This window comes from Kitasatospora sp. NPDC090091 (genome assembly GCF_044747365.1).
GTDB lineage: Bacteria > Actinomycetota > Actinomycetes > Streptomycetales > Streptomycetaceae > Kitasatospora.
On the sequence record NZ_JBIVDY010000011.1, the window covers coordinates 155,992 to 175,977 of the forward strand.

Genomic DNA, 19,986 nt, shown 5'->3' on the forward strand with positions numbered 1-19,986 from the left:
GTGCTGAGCATGATCGACGAGACCGGCCGGCCCGCCGCGCCGCAGGGGTGGCACGCGCTGGCGGTGAGCGGGCTGGACCACCTCACCGACGACACCGTGGCGATCACCCTCGCGGTGCCGGACCGGCTGGCCGAGGCCTTCTCCCACCGCGCCGGCCAGCACGTGGTGATCCGCCACCGGCAGGACGGGGGCGAACTGCGGCGCTGCTACTCGGTCTGCCCGCCGCCGTTCGACCCCGGCCGGCTCCGGCTGATCGTCAAGCGGGCGAGCCCGGACGGCTTCGGCGCGTACGCGACGACCCGCCTGGCGGTGGGAGAGCGGCTGCAGGTCTCCCCGCCGGCCGGCACCTTCCAGCTGGCCTCCGCACCGGTCGCGCACCACGTGCTGCTGGCCGGCGGCACCGGCATCGCCCCGCTGCTGGCGATGGCCGCGGCCGCGCTGCGCGACGACCCGCGCTGCCGCGTCTCACTCCTGTACGCCGCCCGCGGCGCCGGCTCGCTGCTGCTGGCCGACGAGCTGGCCGACCTGAAGGACGCGTACCTGGGCCGGTTCACCGTGCTCCAGGTCTTCTCCCGGGAGCGCCGGGAGGCGGAGCTGCTCTCCGGCCGGCTCGACGGCGACCGGCTGCGGCGCCTGCTGTCCGCGCCGGGCACCGAGTTCGACGCGGCCACCGCCTTCTACCTGTGCGGGCCGTGGGGGCTGGTGACGCTGGCCCGGACCGCGCTCGCCGAGGCGGGCGCGGCCGAGCGGCAGATCCGCCTGGAGCTCTTCTCGCCCGAGGGGACGCCCGCCGCGGCTCCGGTGCCGCCGGCCGGCCGCAGCGTCCAGGTCACCGCGCGGCTCGGCGGCCACACCGCCGGCGCCCGGATGCTGCCGGGTGACCGCACGCTGCTGGACGCGGTGCTGCGGGTCCGGCCGGACGCCCCGTACTCCTGCCGGGTCGGGCTCTGCGGCAGCTGCCGGGCCCGGGTGGTCTCCGGCTCGGCGGTACTGGACAGCCAGTACGCGCTCGACCCGGCCGAGGTGGCGGCCGGCTACACCCTCACCTGCCGCGCCCGTCCGCAGACGGACGCGATCGAACTCGACTTCGACGCCTGAGACCCCGGGCGTCCCGAACGCCGGCCCCGGCGGGGCCGGCGCAGAGAGGAACCGACATGACCTCGACCAGACTTGCCGACCGGACCGCGCTGGTGACCGGCGGCAGCCGCGGCATCGGCCGGGCGATCTCGCTGCGGCTGGCCGCCGAGGGCGCACTGGTGGCCGTGCACTACGGCCACGACCACGAGGCCGCGCAGGACACCGTCAAGCAGATCGAGGCGGACGGCGGCCGGGCCTTCGCCCTGCGTGCCGAGCTCGGGGTGCCGGGCGACGCCGAGGCCGTCTGGGACGGCTTCGACCGGGGTCTGGAGGCGCTCGGCGCACCGGCTGGGGTGGACATCGTGGTGAACAACGCGGGCGTCACGCTGCCCAAGTCCATCACGGACGTCACCGAGGAGGACTACGACCGGGTCTTCGCCGTCAACACCCGCGCGCCGTTCTTCATCCTCCAGCGCGCCCTGCCCCGGCTGCGCGACGGCGGCCGCATCGTCACCATCTCCTCGGGCGCGGCCCGGATCGCCTACCCCGCGATCGCCGCCTACACGATGACCAAGGGCGCGCTGGACGTCCTCACCCCGGCCCTGGCCCTGCAGTTGGGCCCGCGCGGCATCACCGTCAACACCGTCGCACCCGGCTTCACGGAGACCGCGATCAACCCGACCCTTGCCGACCCGCAGATCCGCAGTGCCCTCGCCGCGCACTCGGCCTTCAACCGGCTCGGCGCGCCCGCCGACATCGCCGACGTGGTGGCCTTCCTGGCCGGTGACGACGCCCGCTGGATCACCGGCCAGTGGATCGACGCGACCGGCGGCGTCCACCTCGGCCTCTGACACCCTGGAGCCCACAGATGATCAACCGAACGCCCGTCCCCGGGGACGCCGCCGAGCTGGCCGTCTTCGCGGGCACCTCGCCGTACGAGGACTACGTGCACGCCTCGGTGCTCGGCTCGCTCCAACAGCCGTTCACCGACGCGCCCGACGAGATGGGTTTCCTGGTCACCACCCAGGTGATGGAGCTGTGGTTCAAGCTGATCGTGCACGAGTGGCGCGCGGCCTGCGACGCGTTCGCCAAGCAGGACCTGATCGCGGCGCTGGACGCGCTGGAGCGCAGCCGCCGTGCCCACCTGTCGCTCAATGCCAGCTGGACGCCGCTGGCCGCGCTGACGCCGATGCGCTTCAACGGCTTCCGGGCCGCCTTCGGAAAGGCCTCGGGCGCCCAGTCCGTCCGGTACCGGATGATGGAGTTCCTGCTCGGCGAGAAGTCCGACGCGATCCTGGACGCCCACCGCGGCGACCCGGTGGAGCACGCCGAGCTGGCTGAGCACCTGCACGCCCCCTCGCTCTGGGACGAGGTGCTGCGCTACCTGCACTCCCAGGGCCACGAGGTACCGCAGGCCGTGCTCCGGCGGGACGTCACGCAGGAGTACGAGCCGGACGAGGGCGTCGTCGACGTGTGGCGGCGGATCTACCGCGGACCGCAGCACGATCCGCTCCTGCGGTTGGCCGAACTGCTCACCGACATCGCCGAGTCGGTCGAGCGCTGGCGCACCGATCACCTGCTGGTGGTGCGGCGTGCGATGGGCGCCCGGCCTGGCAGCGCGGGCACCTCCGGGCTGGACTGGCTGGACCGCCGCGCGCGGCGCCGGGTCTTCCCCGAGCTCTGGACGGTGCGCAGCGATGTCTGACCCGATACCCGACCCGATGCCCGACCCGACCGCCGCGACGACCGCGCCGGCCGCCCGGACGGTCTCCGCCTTCGCCGCCGAGGAAGAACGGCGGGTGCTCGCCCTCCGGCCGGTGCTGGCCCCGGTCCACCGCCGTTACGGCGACCACCCGCACCAGGTCTACGACCTGTGGCCGGCCGCGGGCGGCCACGACGACGCCCCCCTGGTGATCCTGCTGCACGGCGGCTACTGGCGCTACGACCGGATGCACCTGACGCCGTTCGCCGCCTACCTGGCGGAGCAGGGGCTGACCACCCTGCTGCCGGGCTTCCGCCGCTCCGGCGGCGCGGGCGGCTACCCCGAGACCTTCGACGACATCGCGCGGATCGTGGACACCCTCCCGGCCGGGCGGCCGTACGTCCTCGCCGGGCACTGCTCGGGCGGGCACCTGGCGCTCTGGGCCGGGGCCCGTGCCCTGCTGCCGGCCGACTCTCCGTGGCACAGCACCGAGCCGCCCACCGCGATCCTCGCGCTGGCCCCGCTCACCGACCTCGAAGCCACCGTGCGCGACCGGCTCAGCGAGGACGCGGCCCTGCAACTGCTCGGCGGCCCGGAGGCCGCACCCGGCCGGCTGCCGCTGGTGGACCCGGTCACCTTGCTTCGCGGGCCGGGCACCACCGGGGTGCGCACCGTCCTGCTGCACGGCGCGGTCGACGAGGAGGTGCCGCTGGACCAGTTCACCGACTACGCCGCCGTCCACCGGGACCTGGAGGTCGTCGTGCTGCCGGACACCGGCCACTACACGCTGATCGAGCCCGGCGCGCCGGGCGCCCGCGCGGTCGCGGAGCAACTGCACCGGCTGACCGCGGAATTCACCCCCGGGAAGGCCGCCGGGAGCGCCGGGAGCACGGCATGAGCAGCCCCGCCGGACGCCTCGCCGCCCGGGCCGCCGCGCTGGATTCCGCCGACCCGCTCGCCGGCCTGCGGGAGCGCTTCCTGCTCCCGCCGGGCGTCGTCTACCTGGACGGCAACTCGCTCGGCGCCCTGCCCGCGGCCGTCCCGCCGGTGCTGGCGGACGCGGTGCACCGGCAGTGGGGCACCGGCCTGATCCGCTCCTGGAACGACCACGCCTGGTGGCAGGCCCCGCTGCGGGTCGGCGACGCGGTCGGGCGGCTGATCGGCGCGGCCCCGGGGCAGGTGGTGGTCGGCGACTCCACCAGCGTGCAGCTGTTCAACGCGCTGAGCGCGGCGGTCCGGCTCCGCCCCGGCCGGCCGCTGCTGGTCGTCGACCGGGACCACTTCCCCACCGACCGGTACCTCGCCGCCTCCGTCGCCCGGCTCCACGGCCTCCGCCTCCGTGCGGTGCCGGCCGACGCGCTGGCGGACCTGCTGTCCCGGGAGGGCGCGCAGGTGGCCGCCGTGCTCGGCGCTCCGGTGGACTACCGCACCGGCCGGCTGACCGACCCGGCGGCCGTCACCCGGGCCGCCCACGACGCGGGCGCGCTGGCGGTGTGGGACCTCTGCCACGCCGCCGGAGCGCTGCCCCTCGACCTGGACGCGCTCGGCGCCGACCTGGCCGTGGGCTGCGGCTACAAGTACCTGTGCGGCGGCCCCGGCGCCCCGGCCTTCCTCTACGTCGCCCACCGCCACCAGGCCGGCTTCGACCACCCGCTGACCGGCTGGAACGGCCACGCCGACCCGTTCGACCCCACCGAGGAGTACCGTCCCGCTGAGGGCATCGCCCGCGCACGGATCGGCACCCCGCCGATGCTCTCCCTGCTCGCGCTGGAAGCCGCCCTCACCGTCTTCGACGGCGTCGACCCGGCCCGGCTGCGTGCCAAGAGCCTCTCGCTGACCGGCTTCCTGCTCGACTGCGCCGACGACCTGCTCGCCACGGAGGGTTTCACTGCCGCGACTCCACGTGAACCGGACCGGCGCGGCAGCCAGGTCGCCCTGCGCCACCCCGAGGCCTACGCCCTGGTCCGGGCCCTGGCCGATCGCGAGGTGATCGGCGACATGCGCGCCCCCGACCTGCTCCGCTTCGGCGTCAACGCCCTCTACGTGTCCCACGCCGACGTGCTGCACGCCATGACCGCCCTCCGGGACATCGCCACGGAGCGCGCCCACCGGCCCTACCTGGCCGAGCAGCGTGCGGTGGTGACCTGAGGCGCGACCGGTGAGCCGGACGACCGTCCCGGCCCGGCCCGCGCATCCGGCCCGGGTGGGACCGGTGCCGTCCGCCCCCGACCCTTCCCGGCCCGGCGCGCCGCCGGAAGGGGGCCGGGGGGAGGGGCGGAGTAAGGCCCGCCTAGGCTGTAGGGCGAACCAAAACGGGCGAACCGGACCCACCCAGGGGCCGCGACGAGGGAAAGCAGGACCCGCCGATGGGCGACGGAATGTCAGGGATGCACCACCACGGCGGGATGTCGCAGCTGGGACCGTTCTCCCTCTCCAACGTCATGACCTGGTCCCCCGACTGGGTCTTCCTGATCGGCAGCCTGGTCGCCCTGGCGCTGTACGTGACCGGCGTGGTCCGGCTGTACCGCCGCGGCGACCGCTGGCCGATCGGCCGGACGGTCGGCTGGGTCGCGGGCGTCGGCTCGGTGATCCTGGTCACCTGCACCGGGCTCAACGACTACGGCATGGTGCTGTTCAGCGCGCACATGATGCAGCACATGGTGCTCTCCATGCTGTCGCCGATCCTGCTGCTGCTCGGAGCGCCGATCACGCTGGCACTGCGCTCGCTGCGGCCGGCCGGCAAGGGCCGGCCGCGCGGCCCCCGCGAGCTCCTGGTGGCGCTGCTGCACAGCACCTACGTCCGGGTGATCTCGCACCCGGCGTTCACCATTCCGCTGTTCATCGCGAGCCTCTACGGGGTGTACTTCACCCCGCTGTTCGACTTCCTGATGCAGTACCGGCTCGGGCACATCTTCATGATGGTGCACTTCCTGGCCGCCGGGCTGGCGTTCTTCTGGCCGATCATGGGCGTGGACCCGGGCCCGCACCGGCCCGGCCACGTGATGCGGATCATCGAGCTGTTCATGGGGATGCCGTTCCACGCGTTCTTCGGCGTGGCCGTGATGATGGGCAGCCACCAGCTGGTGAGCACCTTCACCGAGGCGGGCGCCCCGCCCGGCACCGACCTGCTGGCCGACCAGAAGCTGGCCGGCGGCATCACCTGGGCGTTCGGCGAGATCCCGACCGCGATCGTGCTGATCGCGCTGGTCTACCAGTGGATGCGCTCGGAGGAGCGGCTCTCCCGCCGGCGGGACCGCGCCGAGGACCGCAACGGCGACGCCGAGCTGGCGGCGTACAACGCCTACCTGGCCTCGCTCGACAAGCGGAACCAGCGCCCGGCGGCCCCGGCCGCCGACGCCGGCTGAGCCGGCCCCTCCGCCCCCCGGCCGCCCCACCCCCTCCGGCCTCAGGAGCCCCCGCCCGACCAGGGCGGGGGCTCCTGCGTCTTCCGGCCCGGCGAGCCCCGGACGGGCCCGGGTCAGGCCGCCGGGCCGGTCCCGCCGCCGTGCCGGGCCAGGCCGGCGACCAGGATGTCCAGACCGAACTCGAACCGCTCGCCCCACACGTTCCGGGTGAGCGCCACGGCCATCGAGGTGATCATCGGGTAGCGGTCGGCCGGGATCGTGCCGAAGTACGCCAGGACCTGGTCGGTGAACTCCTCGGAGTTCCCGCCGCTGCGGGTCGAGGTCTCGAAGGTGGTCGCCGTGGTGTACAGCCCGAGCAGGTCCACCCCGTACGCGGCGGTCTGCTCGTCCAGGCCGCCGGCGCGCAGGATGGCGATCATGTTCTCGGCGACGTCCATCGCGTGCGGGGTCATCGGGACGTTGGCGACCACGGCGGCCTTGGCCAGGTCGCGGTGGCCGAGCAGGACGTCCCGCGAGCGGCGCAGCAGCCGCTTCACCTGTTCCTGCCACTCGGCCGGGTCCGGCCGTTCGAGCTCGATCTCGGAGTAGGCGAGGTCGAGGACCAGCTCGACCAGCTCCTCCTTGTTGCCGACGTGCGCGTAGAGGCTGGCCGCGCCGGTGTCGAGCTCCTGACCGACCCGGCGCATGCTCAGCGCGTCCATGCCCTCGGTGTCGACGATCCGCAGCGCGGCCTCGACGATCCGCTCACGGGTCAGCGGCTGGCGCCGGGAGCCGCCCTTCTCCTTCTCCTGCCACTGCCCTGACCAGCTCGAACGCGGGGCGGCACTGGTCATGGAGGGCTCCTTCACGGTCGACGACGCACCCCACCCTACTTGACACGAACGCTGTTCCATGGAAGAACACTGTTCGTCACGTCAAACAGTGTTCGTTAGGGCGAACGAGGTTCGTCCAGCTCTGAATCCACTCGGAGACCCCGCATGACCAGTCAGACCGCCACTCCCGCCCCCACCGCGCCGGCCGCGCCCGAGCCGGCCGGCTACCGGCTGCGGTGGGCCGCCCTCGCCGTGATCCTCGCCGCCGAGGTGATGGACCTCCTCGACACCACGATCGTCGGCGTCGCCTCCCCCGCCATCCAGCACGATTTCGGCGGCAGCGACGCGCAGATCCAGTGGATCTCCGCCTCCTACACGCTCGCCTTCGCCGTCCTGCTGATCACCGGCGGCCGGCTCGGCGACCTCTTCGGCCGCAAGCGCCTGTTCGTCGTCGGCGCGGCCGGCTTCACCGCCGCCTCGGTGCTCTGCGCAGCCGCGCCCGGCGCCGGCACGCTGATCGCCGCCCGGACCGTCCAGGGCCTCTTCGCCGCACTGCTGATCCCGCAGGGGCTCGGCCTGATCAAGGCGATGTTCCCGCCCAAGGAGGTGGGCGCCGCGTTCGGCCTGTTCGGCCCCGTCCTCGGGCTCTCCTCCGTGCTCGGGCCGACGCTGGGCGGCTACCTCACCGACGCCGACTGGTTCGGCACCGGCTGGCGGATGGTCTTCCTGATCAATCTGCCGCTCGGCGTGCTCGCGGTGCTCGCCGCCCTGAAGGTGCTGCCCGCCAACCGCACCACCCGCACCCCCGGCGCCGGCCGGCTCGACCCGGTGGGCGTCCTGGTGCTGAGCGCCGCCGTCCTGCTCCTCGTCTACCCGCTGGTGCAGGGCCGCGAGCTGGACTGGCCGCTCTGGACGTACGCCGCCATGGCGGCCTCGCTCCCGGTGCTCTGGCTCTTCACCGTCCACCAGCGGCGGGTGCTGCGCCGGGGCGGCACCCCGTTGATCGAGCCCTCGCTGTTCGGCAAGCGCGCCTTCACCTCGGCGCTCGCCACCGGGCTGGTCTTCTTCGCCGCCGTCTCCGGCCTGCTGCTGGTCTTCACCCTCTACCTGCAGCTCGGCCTCGGCTGGACCCCGCTCCACTCCGGCCTGAGCATGATCCCGCTCTCGCTCGGCATCGTGCTCGGCGCCGTCCTCTCCGGCGCCGTCCTCGGCCCGCGGTACGGCCGCAAGGTGCTGCACGCCGGCATGGCGGTCGCGGCGGCGGGCGTGCTCGGGCTCTGGGCCTCGGTCGAGCACTGGGCCGCCGACCTCACCAGCTGGGAGCTGGTCCCCGCGCTGGCCGTCGCCGGCCTCGGGCTCGGGCTGATCATGGCGCCGTTCTTCGACATCGCCCTGGCCGGGGTGGAGGACTCCGAGACCGGTTCGGCGGCCGGCGTGCTGAACGCGCAGCAGCAGCTCGGCGGCTCGATCGGCGTCGCGCTGCTCGGGACCGCCTTCTTCGGCTGGGCCGGTTCGGACGGCTTCCGCCACGCCGCCGGCTGGACGTACGGCCTCACCGCCGGCCTGTTCGCGGTGACCTTCGTGGTCGCCTTCCTGCTCCCCCGCCACGCCCGCCCGCAGGACGCCCCGGAGGCGTGAGCCCCCGGCGCGCCCCGCACCCGACGCGGGGAGGCCCCCGGGTCCGCAACGGACCCGGGGGCCTCCCGGTGCTTCAACTCGGCCGTGCTCAGCCGAGGTCGGCCAGCGCCTCGTTGAAGGTCGCGGACGGGCGCATCACGGCCGCGGCCTTGGCCGGGTCGGGCTGGAAGTAGCCGCCCAGGTCGACCGGGGAGCCCTGGACCGCGACGAGCTCGGCCACGATGGTCTGCTCCTGCTCGGTCAGCGCCTTCGCCAGACCGGCGAACGCCTGCGCCAGCTCGGCGTCCTCGGTCTGCTTGGCCAGCTCCTGGGCCCAGTACATGGCCAGGTAGAAGTGGCTGCCGCGGTTGTCGATGCCACCGAGGCGGCGGCTCGGCGACTTGTCCTCGTTGAGGAAGGTGCCGGTGGCGCGGTCCAGCGTGTCGGCCAGCACCTTGGCGCGGGCGTTGCCGGTGGACTGGGCCAGGTGCTCGAAGCTGGCGGCCAGCGCGAAGAACTCGCCCAGGCTGTCCCAGCGCAGGTAGTTCTCCTTGACCAGCTGCTGGACGTGCTTCGGGGCGGAGCCGCCGGCGCCCGTCTCGAACAGGCCGCCGCCGGCCATCAGCGGGACGACCGACAGCATCTTGGCGCTGGTGCCCAGCTCCAGGATCGGGAAGAGGTCGGTCAGGTAGTCGCGCAGCACGTTGCCGGTGACCGAGATGGCGTTCTCGCCGCGGCGGATGCGCTCCAGCGAGAACTTGGTGGCCTCGACCGGGGACTTGATCTCGATCTGCAGGCCGGTGATGTCGTGCTGCGGCAGGTACGCCTTGACCTTCTCGATCAGGACGGCGTCGTGCGCACGGTTCTCGTCCAGCCAGAACACGGCCGGGTCGCCGGTGGCGCGGGCGCGGGTGACGGCCAGCTTGACCCAGTCCTGGATCGGCAGGTCCTTGGTCTGGCAGGCGCGGAAGATGTCACCGGGCTGGACGGCCTGCTCCAGGACGACGTTGCCCTCGGCGTCGACGAGCCGGACGGTGCCGGCGGCGGCGATCTCGAAGGTCTTGTCGTGGCTGCCGTACTCCTCGGCCTTCTGGGCCATCAGGCCGACGTTGGGCACCGAGCCCATGGTCGCCGGGTCGAAGGCGCCGTGGGCGCGGCAGTCCTCGATGACGGCCTGGTACACGCCGGAGTAGCTGCTGTCCGGCAGCACGGCCAGGGTGTCGGCCTCGTTGCCGTCCGGGCCCCACATGTGGCCGGAGGTACGGATCATGGCCGGCATCGAGGCGTCGACGATGACGTCGCTCGGGACGTGCAGGTTGGTGATGCCCTTGTCCGAGTCGACCATGGCCAGGGCCGGGCCGTCGGCCAGCTCGGCCTCGAACGAGGCCTTGATCTCGGCGCCCAGGTGCGGCACGTTGTCCAGGCCGTTCAGGATGGTGCCGAGGCCGTCGTTCGGGCTCAGACCGGCGGCGACCAGCGCCTCGCCGTACTTGGCGAAGGTCTGCGGGAAGAAGGCGCGGACCACGTGGCCGAAGACGATCGGGTCCGAGACCTTCATCATGGTGGCCTTGAGGTGCACCGAGAACAGCACGCCCTCGGCCTTGGCGCGGACGACCTGGGCGGCCAGGAACTCGCGCAGCGCGGCGACGCGCATCACGGAGGCGTCGACGACCTCGCCGGCCAGCACCGGGACCTTCTCGCGCAGCACGGTGGTGGTGCCGTCCTCGGCCACCAGCTCGATGCGCAGCGCGCCGTCCGCGGCGATCACGGTCGACTTCTCGGTGGAGCGGAAGTCGTTCTCGCCCATGGTGGCGACATTGGTCTTGGAGTCGGCCGACCAGGCGCCCATGCGGTGCGGGTGGGTCTTGGCGTAGTTCTTGACCGAGCCGGGCGCGCGGCGGTCGGAGTTGCCCTCGCGCAGGACCGGGTTGACGGCGCTGCCCTTGACCTTGTCGTAGCGGGCGCGGACGTCCTTGTCCTCGTCGGTCTGCGGGTCGTCCGGGTAGTCCGGCAGCGCGTAGCCCTGCGCCTGCAGCTCGGTGATCGCGGCCTTCAGCTGCGGGATGGAGGCCGAGATGTTCGGCAGCTTGATGATGTTGGCGCCCGGGGTCTTGGCGAGCTCGCCCAGCTCGGCGAGGGCGTCCTCGATCCGCTGGCCCTCCTCCAGACGCTCCGGGAAGCTCGCGATGATCCGCCCGGCCAGGGAGATGTCGCGAGTCTCCACCTGCACGCCCGCCGTCGAGGCATAGGCCTGGACCACCGGCAGGAACGAGTACGTTGCCAGGGCAGGCGCCTCGTCGGTGTGCGTATAGATGATGGTCGAGTCAGTCATCGGTACTCCGCTTCACGTCTCCAACGTCTTGACGTCAAGATATCTCGTCGGTGCCCCCTCGCTCCACCTCCCCCCGCCATGGATTGCGCGCGGGCGCCCTCCCGGGGCGGGCGGCGGTCAGCTCCACCGTGGTCCCGGGGCGGGCGCGGGGCAAGCGGAGGGCCCTCGGACCGGGGTTGCCGCGGCCCCCGCGAGACGGTCCGCGAGCTCGGCCTCGTCGGCCAGGAACCAGAGCTGCCGCCCGCGGTTGCTCTCCCGGACGAAGTCGCGCAGCGCGTCGCTCGCGGCGACGTGGTGGGCGATGTCACCGAGCACGACCAGGCCGATCCGGTAGTTGACGAACTTCTGCACGATGCCGCCGGCCACCCTGGTCCCGAGCCGGAAGAAGTCCTCGTGCAGCCGGGCGGCCGGGAGGACGACCCAGGTCGCGCCGTGGCCGAAGGCCTCGCCGATCAGGTCGGTCGCATCGCGCTCCTCGCGGATCGGCGCACCCTCGGCGGGCACCCACAGGACCGTGCGGCCGGGGGTCCCGGTGGTGCCGGGGGTCTCGGTCGCGCCCCGGGTCTGGGCGGTGCCGGCCGTCTCGGTGGTGCCGGGGGTCTCAGCCATGCCGGTTCTCCTTGATCAGTGTGTCGACGAGGGCGAGCACGGCCGCGGTGTCGGCCGGGCCGCCCAGGACGACCAGCCGCAGGGTCTCGCGGTCCGCCTCGTGGACGGCCTGGACCCGCAGCGGCGGGCCGCCGTCCCGCGGGCCGGCGATCGCCGCCAGCACGGTGTCGGCCACCCGCCCGGCCTCGACCCGGCCGATCGACTCGATCCGGACCACGGCGGACACCTCGGCGTAGCGCGGCTCGGCGGCGAGCGGCTCGGCGACCGGCGCGCCGGTGAAGGCCTCCAGGTCCTGGCGGGCGATCCGGTACTGCTTGCCGATCCTGGCCGCGCGCAACCGGCCGTCGCGGACGTAACCGCGCACGGTGCGGACGTGCAGGCCCAGCAGTTCGGCCACCTGCTCCACCGAGTAGTACTGCGGCACGGGGCCCACCTCTCGCATGCTTCCCTTAACAACCGCAACCTACCATTCGACGAGAACGGATAGGGATATTTAGGGAGTCCGCCAGGGAGCCCTTCCCCTGGGGCGTGAACCACGGCGAGGGGGCGGCCGAAAGCCACGGTGCGTCAGAAGTCCGTCAACACGGCGCCTCATTCGGTCAACGCCGCGTATGGACGGCGTCCGGGCGCCCGCGGCCGCCCTAGCGTCGAAGAAGCAGTTCCGGCAGGCCCCTCCACCACTCGGGAGCACCCGCATGGCCCGCGTCGTCTGGCACGTCCCGGTCACCGTCACCGGACGCACCACCTCCCTCCGCCTCTTCCGCCTGCGCGACGGCCGCCGCTGCGCGGTCGGCTTCGTCTCGGCGGAGGCGCTCACCGCCCTGCTCGGCCCGGAGCAGGCCTCCGTCCAGCTCGCCGAACCTGCGCTGCGCGCGCTCGTCGCGCCGCTCGGCGTGGACACCCTGGTCCTGGACCCGCGCCTGGTGGCCCCGCCGGTCGCCGGGCCGGCCGCCCCGCTCTCCCCCGCCCGGGCCGCCCAGCTCCAGCCCAGGTGACCGCCCTCCGTCTCGTCCCCGGCGGCGCACTCCCCGGGGAGGCCGCCCGGCCGCTGCACGCGCTGGCCCGGATCAGCTTCGGACCGGTCCCGCTGGACTTCCACCGCCTCGCGGCGGAGTTCCCGGCGGTACGGAGCGGCCTCGCACTGGCCGGGGACGCCGACCTGGAGCTCCGCCTCGCCTGCACCGGCCCGGCGGAGCTCCGGGCGGTCACGACCGCCCTGCAGCGCTCGGGCGCGGCCCGGGTCCGGATCGAGCTGGTGCTCCGGTCCCTCGACCCGGGCCCGCCCCCGCTCCGCCCGGTCTCGTGAGACCGGGCGGTCCGGGCCCGTCGCCCCCGACGGGCCCGGCGGGCGGCGGCCGACGCGCCCGGCGTGTCAGGCCGATCCGCGGGACAGTGCCGCGATCGCGGCCAGCAGCAGCGCCGAACCCAGCAGCAGGCCCGGTGTGAGCGGCTCGCCGAGCAGCGCCGTGGCGATCAGCGCCGCGGCCGCCGGCTCCAGCAGCACCAGGACGGAGGCGGTGGCACCCGGCACCACCGCCAGGCCGGCGAAGTACCAGCGGTACGCCAGCAGGGTCGGCACCGTCCCGAGGAACAGCAGCGCGACGGCCGTCGGCACCGGGGCGCCCGCCGCGGGCAGGACTCCGCCGGCCACCGCGAGCGGCAGCAGGCAGAGCAGGCCGGCGGTGAACGCGCCGGCCGTGGCCCGCGCCGACCCGCCGCCGCGTGCCCACAGGGTGAGCCCGCTGTGCCCGGCGCCGGCCAGCACCGCCAGCGCGACGCCGAGCGCCGGGCGGGGACCGGCCGCCGGAGCGGCCACCAGCAGCGCCAGCCCGCCCAGCGCGAGCCCGGTCGCGCACAACGCCCGCCCGGTGAGCCGCTCACCGAGCAGCAGACGGGCGCCCAGGCTGGTCAGCACGGGCCCGGCGCCGATGGTGATCAGCGTGCCGAGGCCGAGGCCCGCGTACCGGACCGAGCCGAAGTACGCACACTGGCTGACCGCCAGCCCGATCCCGGTGAGGACGGCCGCGCCGAGCGGGCCGGAGCCCCCGCGGCGCCGACCGGCCGGCAGCAGGGCCAGGCAGCCCGCCGCCACGGCGAACCGCCAGAAACAGACGGCCACTGGACCGAGTCCACTGGCCCGCATCAGGACGGCGGCCACCGCCCCACCGACGCCCCAGGCGACGGCGGCGGCCGAGATGGACATCAGGCCGCGCCGGAACGGCACGGCGGCATGAGAGGTCATGCGAGGTTTCTCCACGATGGGGTGCCGAATGAGGTCCGCGATGAGCGCGGGCGGCAGCCATCGGCCCGGTGGCGGCGAGGCCGCCGGGCTGGAATCCGTGGAGTACGCCGCCCGCTAGCGGACGGGCGGGGGCAGGATCACGAAACGCATGCAGGCACCCTAACGCGGGTGCCCTGCCCGGGCGATCGCGATCTTCCCGCCGCCGCCCGCACGGCATAGGGTCGGCGGCGGTGGCACGGCCCACCGACCCGGACCGACCGACCCGGACCGATCTGACGGAGGGCAGGCAGGATGGACCAGCTGACGTACGACGAGGTCAGGGCGGCCGGGCAGCGGATCGCCGGCCGGGTGCGGCCGGTCGCGGTGGCGCCCGCGGACGCCGCCGGGCGGGTCTGGCTGGCCCTGGAGTACCTGCAGCACACCGGGAGCTTCAAGGCGCGCGGCGCACAGAACTTCCTGCTCGCGCACGCCGAGGTCGGCGACCTGCCGGCCGCCGGCGTCACCATCGCCTCGGGCGGCAACGCGGGCCTGGCCTGCGCCTGGGCGGCGGCCGAACTCGGCGTCCGGGCCACAGTGTTCGTCCCAGAAACGGCACCCGCCGTCAAGGTGGACCGGCTGCGCTCGTACGGCGCCGAGGTGCGGCCGGTCGGCCGCGAGTACGCCGAGGCGCTGGCCGCCTGCGAGGAGTTCGCGACGTCCACCGGGGCCCTGGCCGCGCACGCCTACGACCACCCGCTGATCGCGGCCGGGGCGGGGACGGTCCTGGACGAGATCCTCGCCCAACTCCCTTCCCTGGAAACGGTGGTGCTGTCGGTCGGCGGCGGCGGGCTGTTCGCCGGCGTGGCCGCCGCGGCGCGCGAGCACGGCGTCCGCGTGGTGGCGGTGGAGCCGGAACACAGCCGGGCACTGAACGCCGCGCTGGCGGCGGGTGGTCCGGTGGACGTGCCGGTGGCATCGGTGGCAGCCGACGCCCTGGGAGCCCGCCGGGCCACCGCCCTCGCCGTGGACGCCGCCCGACACCACGGCGTGCGTTCGGTGTTGGTGCCCGACGAGGCCATCGTCCGGGCCCGACAGGCCCTCTGGGACGGGCACCGGATCGCCGTCGAGCACGCCGCCGCCACCGCACACGCCGCGCTGGAGCAGCTGGACGAGGAGGACGGCAAGCGGATCGCCGTCCTCCTCTGCGGCGCCAACACCGACCCGTCCGACCTGGTCACCCCCGCCCTTCGCCCCTTTGACGGCACTGCCCCGCAAAGGGCCTAGGCGCTCCACGGGTCTCCCGGGACCCAGTTGCCGTGCAGGCCGAGAGGGATCCGCACGGGAAGGTGGACGCTCGCGACCGGTTCGCCCGTGAAGTCCTGGGCCGACAGGATCACCAGATCCGCCGCGCCGCGCTCGGCGTCGTGCACGTACGCCATCACGTAACCGTCGTCCTCGGCGACCGGCGACTCCGTGGGGACGAACACGCCCTCGCCCACAGCCCCGAACCGGCCGAACTCGTGCGCCTCGGTCGTACCGCGTACCAGGTCGTGCTTGAGCAGCGCACTGCTGAACCCCTCGTTCGGCCGAGGGTCCCCGGGACCGGTGGGCGGCGCGTAGAGCTCGACCGCCGCCGAGTACCCGTACTGGTGGGAGCGGGCGACACAACGGGAGTTGACCCGCGGAAACTCCTGGATGCGGTCGTCCAGCCGGTCTTCTCGAACCTTTCCGGTGACCAGGTCGACCCGCCAGCGGTCCAGGGTGGGACGGCTGGTGCCGAAGTCCCTGATGTCGAAGCCCTCCGGGTGCCGGACGATGTCGATGACCACGTCCGTGCCGTCCTCGTAGGCGTTGAGCGTGTGACCCACGAGGCCGGGGGCGACCTCGAACCAGCGCACCTCGCCGCCTGTGCGCGGCATCACGCCCACCCGCGCCTGGTGGGATTCGTCCCAGACGAAGGGGACTCCGGTCGGCAGGCGGGCGGCGCTGAACACCACGGGCGCGTCGAAGAGCACCACGTGGTGTTCGGTCAGCGCGAAGTCGTGCATGTAGGGATTCCCGGGCGTATGGATCAGTGCGGTCCGCATCACCGCGCCGGATTCGTTCATGACGATGTGCTGGACATGCTGCGAGCCGTACAGAAAGGCGAGCGAGTGCAGCTCCCGGGTGTGCGGGTCGAAGACGGAGTGGGCGTTGGCGCTGTAGCCCTCGGGAGTCGCCCCCAGATCGCAGGGTCCCACCGTGTCGAGCTCATAACCGAGTTCGTACGGCCGGATCCCGCCCTCCAACAGAGCGAACGTGCGACCGGCGAGCCCCGCGACCTGCACGTTCGGCGCCATGTCCAGCCGCTCGTCGACGGGAGTCCCACGCCGCGGCTCCCCCAGCCGGTCGGCGACGGAGGACGAGCGCACCCAGCGGTTGCGGTACCACTCGGCACGGCCGTCGCGGATGCGGACGCCGTGCACCATGCCGGCGCCGAGCGTCCAGATGTGGGCGGCGGGGTCCTCGATGCCGAGCGGATTGGGACCGTTTCGCAGATAGCGGCCGTTGAGGTGGGCCGGGATCCGGCCGGTGACCGGCAGGTCGAACGCGGTGACCTCCTCGGTGACCGGCGCGAAGCTTCCCGACAGATAACGGTTGATCGTCATGACGTCCGTCCTTGTCGCTGCTCGGCGGCGAGGAATGCCCGCCCCACCGCCGCCATCAGTGTGTCGAATCGGCGGGCCGCGGCCTCCGGGGGGAAGTGGCCGGCGATCTCCAGGCTCACCGCCCCATGTGCCGCTGCCCACAGAATCTTCGAGATCTCGTACGCGTCTCCGGGCCCGAACACGCCGGAGTCGATGCACGCCTGAACGGCGGCCACGGAGGCGTCGAAGGCACTCTCGGCCGCCCCCAGGGCCTCGGCGCTCGGCCGGAAGCCGGGTACCGCCTGCTCGAACATCACCCGGTAGTAGGCCGGTTCGGCCAGTGCGTGGGCACGGTAGGCGGCCCCGAGGTCGTTGAGCCGAGTCAACGGGTCCTCCGTCCGGGAGGCCTGTTGCTGCACCCGCCGCAGGCGGGCGAACCCCTCCCGGTAGAGCGCGTCGACCAGTCCTTCCTTGCTACCGAACATGGTGTACAGGACCTTGGTCGAGGCGCCGATCCCTGTGGCGATCCGCCGCATCGTCAGCGCGGCCGGCCCCTCCGTGACCAGCAGGTCGATGGCGTGGTCGAGGATCGCGGTGCGCACGGCCGCTTGGCCGGCGCGTTGAGCTTCCTGGTAAGGCATGTTCACGGTAACACCGTATCCCACGGGTAACGTTGTTACCCGGCATTTGACGAAGCTTGCCCTGTCGCCGAACTCGCCCTGTCCGGAAGAGCGGACGCGTGACGACACCGCCCGGCTAGGCATTGTCCGGCCGATCATGTGACTGTCGCCTGATTTGCTCGTTGTGTCGGGCATTGGGCGGGGAGAACGCGGTGATCTGTCGGACGCGGAGTGGGAGCGATTGCGGCCGTTCCTGCCGGTGAGTAATGGTCGGTGTGGACGGTGGCGTGATCACTGGCAGGTGATCGACGGGATCCCTTACCGGGTCCGGACCGGGGTTCACTGGCGTGATTTGCCGGAGCGGTTCGGGCCGTGGAAGACGGTCTACGAGCGCCACCGGCTGTGGTCGGCCAACGGCACCTGGGAACGGCTGCTGGAACAGGTCCAGGCCGCGGCCGATGCGGTTGGCGAGATCGACTGGGACGTCTCGGTGGACTCCACGGTCGTACGCGCGCACCAGCACGCGGCCGGTGCACGGACCGACCCGCCGCCGGCACCGGGCGCGTCAAAGGCGGACAAGGCGTCAGAACATCAGGACGAGCCGCCGTGGCAGAGCCTCGTCGGCCGCCTGGTGGAGGTGGTGAGCGAGGCGAGGGCCTGGGCCGTTCGCGCGGCGGCTTCATCACCAAGATTCATCTGAGTACCGACGGTCGCTGCCGCCCGCTGTCCTTGGTCATCACCGCAGGCCAGCGGGCGGACTGCACGCAGTTCGTGCCCGTGCTGGAGAAGACCCGCGTTCCCCGACTCGGGTCGGGCAGGCCGCGCAAGAAGCCGAACAGCGTCGCGGCGGACAAGGGCTATAGCAACAGACCCTGCCGCGAGTACCTGAGGCGGCGGGGCATCCGCCACACCATCCCGGAGAAGACTGACGGCCGGGCCGCCCGCCTGCGCAAGGGATCACAAGGCGGCCGGCCGCTGGGCTTCGACGAAGAGCGGTACAAGAAGCGCAACACCGTCGAACGGGCCATCAACAAGCTGAAGAACTCCCGAGCCGTCGCGACTCGCTACGACAAGCGAGGATACGTCTTCCTCGGCACCGTCACGGCAGCGAGCCTCGTCATCTGGCTCCGCACATGACCGATCGAACAGCCTCTAGGAAATCACCTCGGCCCGGGGGAGGTTGTGCGCCACGACGAGCTGAGCCATCTCGCGCAGCCGATGCCAGACATGGGGGCTGTCATCCTCAGTGAGCTCGGGAATGACCTTCTCAAGCTGGCCGAGGATGAACCTCACGGTCGCCATTCCCTGCTCGTGGAGGGAACCGCCGTTGGCGACCCACGTGTACGTGCAGCCTCCCAGCCTGGTGTCGAGCGACACCAGATCGATGCCCGCCACCTCAAGGTCGTTCCACCTGCGGTCCCACGGCTCGTCCCGAAGGCGCGCCACCGCGGCGACAGGGTCTTCAGCAGCATTCATACCCCACATCATCGCGGGGCTGTTCCCGACTGCGAAAGGCTGAGGCCTACAGCCACTGCCTGAATCCGCGCCGGGCGCAGAAGGCCGTCGATCACCCGGGATCGATCCGCCTCGTACTCAGGACAGCGACCTGAGTACGAGGCAGTCAAAAGATCGGCGGGACAGCTCCTAACCGATCCCCTGGCGGTCGGGCTTCAGGGCGAAGGCGCGGACGTCCGGATCGGCCAGGCTTTCGGCCACGGCGCGGTCCAACAGCTCGCGCTGCTCCAGGAGTTCGCGGCGCCGCGCCTCGGGGGCGATCCGCAGCAGGTCGTCCAGGGCGGCGGCGAGCCGGCGGGTCACCTGGGGGTGGCCGGCGCCGCAGAGGCGGATCTCGGTGAACGCGAGGTCGACCACGCAGCCCCAGTCCGGCACCGGTTCGACCAGCCGGACGGTGCCGGCCCGGTCGCGGTAGCAGAGGTCGCCGACGCTCTCCTGCACCACCATTCCGAGCAGTTGGTGGATCCGGTCGACCGCCTGGACGGCCGTGGTCGGGTCGTTGACGGCCGGCGAGAGCGCGCGGATCGCGATGTCCACCAACTGCCGGAAGCCGAAGCCGAGGTCCTGGTGCATCGTCCGTTCGACGCCCACGTTGAACGCCTGGGCGATCCGGCGCGGGCGCGGCGGGCGGTCGGCGGCGCCGGCGACCCGGACGATCGGGGTGCCGGGGGTGACGAAGTCGCCGATCCGGGGCACGAGATGGAGCACCACGTCGTGCTTGCGGGCGATCCGCACCAGCCGGGCGATGTCGATGTCGCGCAGCACCCCGGACCGGCCCTCGTGCAGCAGGGTGAGCGCCCCCTCGGGGACGACCGGCGGCCGCGCCTCGGGCGGCATCAGCCGGTACTGGCGGACGACCGCCACCGATTCGTTGGCGATCCGGTCGATGACGTGCGGCACGCGGAGCAGCCGCATGGTCGCCTGGACGTAGAGCACGAACAGCCCGAGGCTGAGCAGCACCAGCAGCACCGCGGTCAGGCCGGAGAACAGCGGCACCGCGGTGACCTCGGCCGGGTCGGTGGAGTCGTCGTAGCTGAGCTGGACCAGCAGCGAGAACAGGAAGGTGGCGAGGCAGACCGAGAAGGTGGCCTTGGTCAGCCGGCTGCGCACGTAGAGCCTGAGCACGCGCGGGGAGAACTGGCTGGCGGCCATCTGGAGCGCGACCAGGGAGATCGAGAACACCACGGCGATGAACGTGAGCATCGCCGAACTCACGGTGGAGACCACGCTCCTGGCCGCGCCGTTGAACCGCATCAGCTCGTCGGCCGAGCCGGTCTCGGCGACGGTGGCGGAGACCGCCTGCTCGTCCAGCCAGGCCGTGGCCGAGGCGAGCAGCACGGCACCGAGGCAGGCCAGCAGCGGGGCGAACCAGAACGAGTCGCGCAGGTGCTCGCGCAGCGGCGAGAGCGGGTGGTAGCGGACCGGTCGCGGCGGACCGGGCGGGCGATCGGTCATCGCCCCAGGCTAGGGCGTGTCCGGGGGCGGGCGC

General features: G+C 73.0%; 20 protein-coding genes. 11 read left to right on the forward strand and 9 right to left on the reverse strand.

Features of this window, described 5'->3' with window-relative positions; translation table 11 throughout:
* Window positions 1-9 precede the first annotated feature (9 nt).
* The 6 genes from ACIPSC_RS20555 to ACIPSC_RS20580 all read left to right on the forward strand — a co-directional run bounded on the left by ACIPSC_RS20555 (window position 10) and on the right by ACIPSC_RS20580 (window position 6,144).
* Window positions 10-1,098 (forward strand): 2Fe-2S iron-sulfur cluster-binding protein, encoded by a 1,089-nt coding sequence (locus ACIPSC_RS20555; RefSeq protein ID WP_400827326.1) that lies wholly within the window; start codon window positions 10-12, stop codon window positions 1,096-1,098.
* A gap of 56 nt (window positions 1,099-1,154) precedes the next feature.
* Entirely contained in the window at window positions 1,155-1,928 is a 774-nt protein-coding gene (locus tag ACIPSC_RS20560) for an SDR family oxidoreductase (protein ID WP_400827327.1), read from the forward strand.
* 17 nt (window positions 1,929-1,945) lie between these two features.
* A complete protein-coding gene (locus ACIPSC_RS20565) occupies window positions 1,946-2,782 on the forward strand; it encodes a tryptophan 2,3-dioxygenase (protein WP_400827329.1) in 837 nt (278 codons plus the stop codon).
* Complete coding sequence (locus tag ACIPSC_RS20570; RefSeq protein WP_400827330.1) at window positions 2,775-3,677, forward strand: alpha/beta hydrolase family protein; 903 nt, start codon at window positions 2,775-2,777, stop codon at window positions 3,675-3,677. Before ACIPSC_RS20565 ends, ACIPSC_RS20570 begins: the two co-directional genes overlap by 8 nt.
* Window positions 3,674-4,927: a kynureninase gene (gene kynU, locus ACIPSC_RS20575; protein ID WP_400827331.1), complete on the forward strand. Its 1,254-nt coding sequence runs from the start codon at window positions 3,674-3,676 to the stop codon at window positions 4,925-4,927. Before ACIPSC_RS20570 ends, kynU begins: the two co-directional genes overlap by 4 nt.
* A 239-nt stretch (window positions 4,928-5,166) precedes the next feature.
* Window positions 5,167-6,144, forward strand: a complete 978-nt coding sequence (locus tag ACIPSC_RS20580; RefSeq protein ID WP_400827501.1) for a cytochrome c oxidase assembly protein — start codon at window positions 5,167-5,169, stop codon at window positions 6,142-6,144.
* 113 nt (window positions 6,145-6,257) lie between these two features.
* Here the strand turns inward: ACIPSC_RS20580 and ACIPSC_RS20585 are convergent, their stop codons facing one another.
* Complete coding sequence (locus tag ACIPSC_RS20585) at window positions 6,258-6,977, reverse strand: TetR/AcrR family transcriptional regulator (RefSeq protein ID WP_400827332.1); 720 nt, start codon at window positions 6,975-6,977, stop codon at window positions 6,258-6,260.
* Window positions 6,978-7,121: 144 nt separating this feature from the next.
* On the opposite strand from ACIPSC_RS20585, the gene ACIPSC_RS20590 reads away from it, so the two are divergent.
* Entirely contained in the window at window positions 7,122-8,594 is a 1,473-nt protein-coding gene (locus ACIPSC_RS20590; protein ID WP_400827334.1) for an MFS transporter, read from the forward strand.
* An 88-nt stretch (window positions 8,595-8,682) separates the two neighbouring features.
* Here the strand turns inward: ACIPSC_RS20590 and ACIPSC_RS20595 are convergent, their stop codons facing one another.
* The 3 genes from ACIPSC_RS20595 to ACIPSC_RS20605 all read right to left on the reverse strand — a co-directional run bounded on the left by ACIPSC_RS20595 (window position 8,683) and on the right by ACIPSC_RS20605 (window position 11,938).
* Window positions 8,683-10,905 carry an NADP-dependent isocitrate dehydrogenase gene (locus ACIPSC_RS20595; RefSeq protein ID WP_400827335.1) on the reverse strand — a complete coding sequence of 741 codons (2,223 nt, stop codon included), beginning with the start codon at window positions 10,903-10,905 and terminating at the stop codon, window positions 8,683-8,685.
* Between the two features lie 117 nt (window positions 10,906-11,022).
* Window positions 11,023-11,514 (reverse strand): DUF4180 domain-containing protein, encoded by a 492-nt coding sequence (locus ACIPSC_RS20600; protein ID WP_400827337.1) that lies wholly within the window; start codon window positions 11,512-11,514, stop codon window positions 11,023-11,025.
* A complete protein-coding gene (locus ACIPSC_RS20605) occupies window positions 11,507-11,938 on the reverse strand; it encodes a helix-turn-helix domain-containing protein (RefSeq protein ID WP_400827339.1) in 432 nt (143 codons plus the stop codon). The genes ACIPSC_RS20600 and ACIPSC_RS20605 overlap by 8 nt, the downstream gene beginning before the upstream one ends.
* A gap of 271 nt (window positions 11,939-12,209) precedes the next feature.
* Here ACIPSC_RS20605 and ACIPSC_RS20610 point away from each other — a divergent pair, with 271 nt between their 5' ends.
* Together ACIPSC_RS20610 and ACIPSC_RS20615 are read left to right on the forward strand one after the other, a co-directional pair.
* The gene (locus ACIPSC_RS20610) at window positions 12,210-12,509 is read left to right on the forward strand and encodes an SAV_915 family protein (RefSeq protein WP_400827341.1); all 300 of its coding nucleotides are present in this window, start codon (window positions 12,210-12,212) and stop codon (window positions 12,507-12,509) included.
* On the forward strand, window positions 12,506-12,820 hold the full coding sequence (locus ACIPSC_RS20615; RefSeq protein WP_400827342.1) for a hypothetical protein: 315 nt from the start codon (window positions 12,506-12,508) through the stop codon (window positions 12,818-12,820). The genes ACIPSC_RS20610 and ACIPSC_RS20615 overlap by 4 nt, the downstream gene beginning before the upstream one ends.
* A 66-nt stretch (window positions 12,821-12,886) precedes the next feature.
* Here the strand turns inward: ACIPSC_RS20615 and ACIPSC_RS20620 are convergent, their stop codons facing one another.
* Window positions 12,887-13,756, reverse strand: a complete 870-nt coding sequence (locus tag ACIPSC_RS20620) for an EamA family transporter (protein ID WP_400827343.1) — start codon at window positions 13,754-13,756, stop codon at window positions 12,887-12,889.
* 291 nt (window positions 13,757-14,047) lie between these two features.
* Here ACIPSC_RS20620 and ACIPSC_RS20625 point away from each other — a divergent pair, with 291 nt between their 5' ends.
* Window positions 14,048-15,019 carry a serine/threonine dehydratase gene (locus tag ACIPSC_RS20625; protein WP_400827344.1) on the forward strand — a complete coding sequence of 324 codons (972 nt, stop codon included), beginning with the start codon at window positions 14,048-14,050 and terminating at the stop codon, window positions 15,017-15,019.
* On the opposite strand, the gene ACIPSC_RS20630 is transcribed toward ACIPSC_RS20625, so the two are convergent.
* Window positions 15,016-16,383 (reverse strand): carotenoid oxygenase family protein, encoded by a 1,368-nt coding sequence (locus tag ACIPSC_RS20630; protein WP_400827346.1) that lies wholly within the window; start codon window positions 16,381-16,383, stop codon window positions 15,016-15,018. The two genes, ACIPSC_RS20625 and ACIPSC_RS20630, sit on opposite strands and share 4 nt — an antisense overlap.
* Window positions 16,380-17,003, reverse strand: a complete 624-nt coding sequence (locus ACIPSC_RS20635; protein ID WP_400827503.1) for a TetR/AcrR family transcriptional regulator — start codon at window positions 17,001-17,003, stop codon at window positions 16,380-16,382. Before ACIPSC_RS20635 ends, ACIPSC_RS20630 begins: the two co-directional genes overlap by 4 nt.
* Before the next feature lie 172 nt (window positions 17,004-17,175).
* Between ACIPSC_RS20635 and ACIPSC_RS20640 the strand changes: the two genes are divergently transcribed.
* Window positions 17,176-18,119, forward strand: a protein-coding gene (locus ACIPSC_RS20640) for an IS5 family transposase (protein ID WP_400827505.1) whose coding sequence is annotated in 2 segments (ribosomal slippage) — window positions 17,176-17,562 and window positions 17,565-18,119 — 942 coding nt in all. Because the reading frame shifts where the segments join, the coding sequence is not laid out codon by codon here.
* A 15-nt stretch (window positions 18,120-18,134) separates the two neighbouring features.
* Here the strand turns inward: ACIPSC_RS20640 and ACIPSC_RS20645 are convergent.
* Window positions 18,135-18,458: a hypothetical protein gene (locus ACIPSC_RS20645; protein ID WP_400827348.1), complete on the reverse strand. Its 324-nt coding sequence runs from the start codon at window positions 18,456-18,458 to the stop codon at window positions 18,135-18,137.
* Between the two features lie 168 nt (window positions 18,459-18,626).
* A complete protein-coding gene (locus ACIPSC_RS20650) occupies window positions 18,627-19,952 on the reverse strand; it encodes a DUF2254 domain-containing protein (RefSeq protein ID WP_400827349.1) in 1,326 nt (441 codons plus the stop codon).
* Between the last annotated feature and the right edge of the window lie 34 nt (window positions 19,953-19,986).